The 1,669-nt window shown below is 36.3% G+C and carries 2 protein-coding genes; both read right to left on the minus strand.

Annotated elements, in window-relative coordinates; translation table 11 throughout:
• On the minus strand, positions 1-1,090 hold a 1,090-nt coding region (serS, locus tag A9G37_RS09795; RefSeq protein ID WP_065575384.1), incomplete at its 3' end, for a serine--tRNA ligase.
• 200 nt (positions 1,091-1,290) lie between these two features.
• Positions 1,291-1,518 carry an integrase core domain-containing protein gene (locus tag A9G37_RS13665; protein ID WP_081297635.1) on the minus strand — a complete coding sequence of 76 codons (228 nt, stop codon included), beginning with the start codon at positions 1,516-1,518 and terminating at the stop codon, positions 1,291-1,293.
• Positions 1,519-1,669: the final 151 nt, after the last annotated feature.

Genomic DNA, 1,669 nt, shown 5'->3' on the forward strand with positions numbered 1-1,669 from the left:
CCCACATATTTGAGCAAGAAGAAATTTCTCGGTATGTATTTTGAGCTGGTACCCATACTTCAAGATCATAGGTTTTACAAGAGCCAAAGCCCATATCGCCAGTACATAACACAATTTTTCGATATGGTAATTCAAGTAATTGCAATACTTTTTCTGCGTGAGCAGTTAACTCTTCTAATGCCTTCATCGATTCTTCAGGCTTAACAATTTGAACCAATTCTACTTTATCAAATTGATGCATACGAATTAAGCCACGAGTGTCTTTACCATAAGAGCCAGCCTCAGAGCGGAAACAAGGGGTGTGTGCTGTCATTTTTAATGGTAATACACTTTCATCAAGGATTTCATCGCGCACAAGATTAGTTACAGGCACTTCGGCAGTTGGAATTAATGCATAATTACTATTTTCAGCTTCTTCATCAAGCGGTTTAGTATGAAATAAGTCACCTGCAAACTTTGGCAATTGTCCTGTTCCAAAAAGTGTTGCTTGATTGACTAAATACGGTACATAAATTTCGGCATAACCATGCTGTTCTGTGTGTAAATCTAACATGAATTGAGTAATAGCACGATGTAAGCGTGCGATTTGTGATTTCATAACCACAAAACGTGCACCAGTGAGTTTTACCCCTGCTGCAAAGTCAAGATCACCAAAGCGTTCTCCTAATGCAACATGATCTTGAATTGGGAAATCAAATTTTCTTGGTGTGCCAAAGCGAGAAATTTCAACATTGTCATTTTCATCTTTTCCATCAGGAACAGAGTCATCAGGAATATTTGGGATAGTGGAAGCGATATCTTTAATTTTGCTTAGTAGGATATCAAGCTCTGTTTTAGCGCTATTGAGTTTTTCACCAAGTTTATTGACTTCTTCACGGACAGCTGTAATATCTTCGCCTCGTGCTTTTGCTTCACCAATTGCTTTTGAACGAGCATTACGTTCGGCTTGTAAGTTCTCGGTTTCAACTTGTAATACTTTGCGTTTTTCTTCTAAGTGGCGAATCGTATCAATATCTAATTTAAATCCTCGACGTGCTAATTTATTAGCGACAAGATCCAATTCATTTCGGAGTAAATTTGGGTCCAACATAAATAGTGTCCATTATTAACTAGGGAATATCTTTCTACCTTATCGTTATTCTATTATAGAAAACAGAACATATAAATTAAAAAGTAGATTAATTTACCGATATTAAAATTTGTTAGCTTAGTATACTAGAATTATATTGGGATTCAACCGAAATGGCGACTGTAAATGCCCCAAACTTAGTACACAACTCACGTAGAAAATTAAGCTGCTTGTTTTAGTGTTTTATACTCAATCGGTGTCATGTTATTTAATGCCTCATGCGGTCTTTCGGTGTTATAAATCGTTAGCCATTCTTCGGTTATTCTCCTTGCTTGTGCTAAGTTGTTAAAAAGATATAAATCAAGTACTTCAGTACGATAGGTACGATTAAATCGTTCAATATAACCATTTTGATAAGGGCTACCGGGCTTTATATAATCAATGGCTATATCATGTGATTTAGCTCAGTTTATAAAGGTTTTTCCTGTAAATTCTGGCCCATTATCGACCCGTATTTTTAATGGATATCCATGATATTCGGCCAGTTTATCTAAGTAACGGGTAATCCTTCCTGCTGGTAAGCTGACTGCAATATCAATA

This window comes from Gilliamella sp. GillExp13 (assembly GCF_001690815.1).
Classification (GTDB): Bacteria; Pseudomonadota; Gammaproteobacteria; order Enterobacterales; family Orbaceae; genus Gilliamella; species Gilliamella bombi.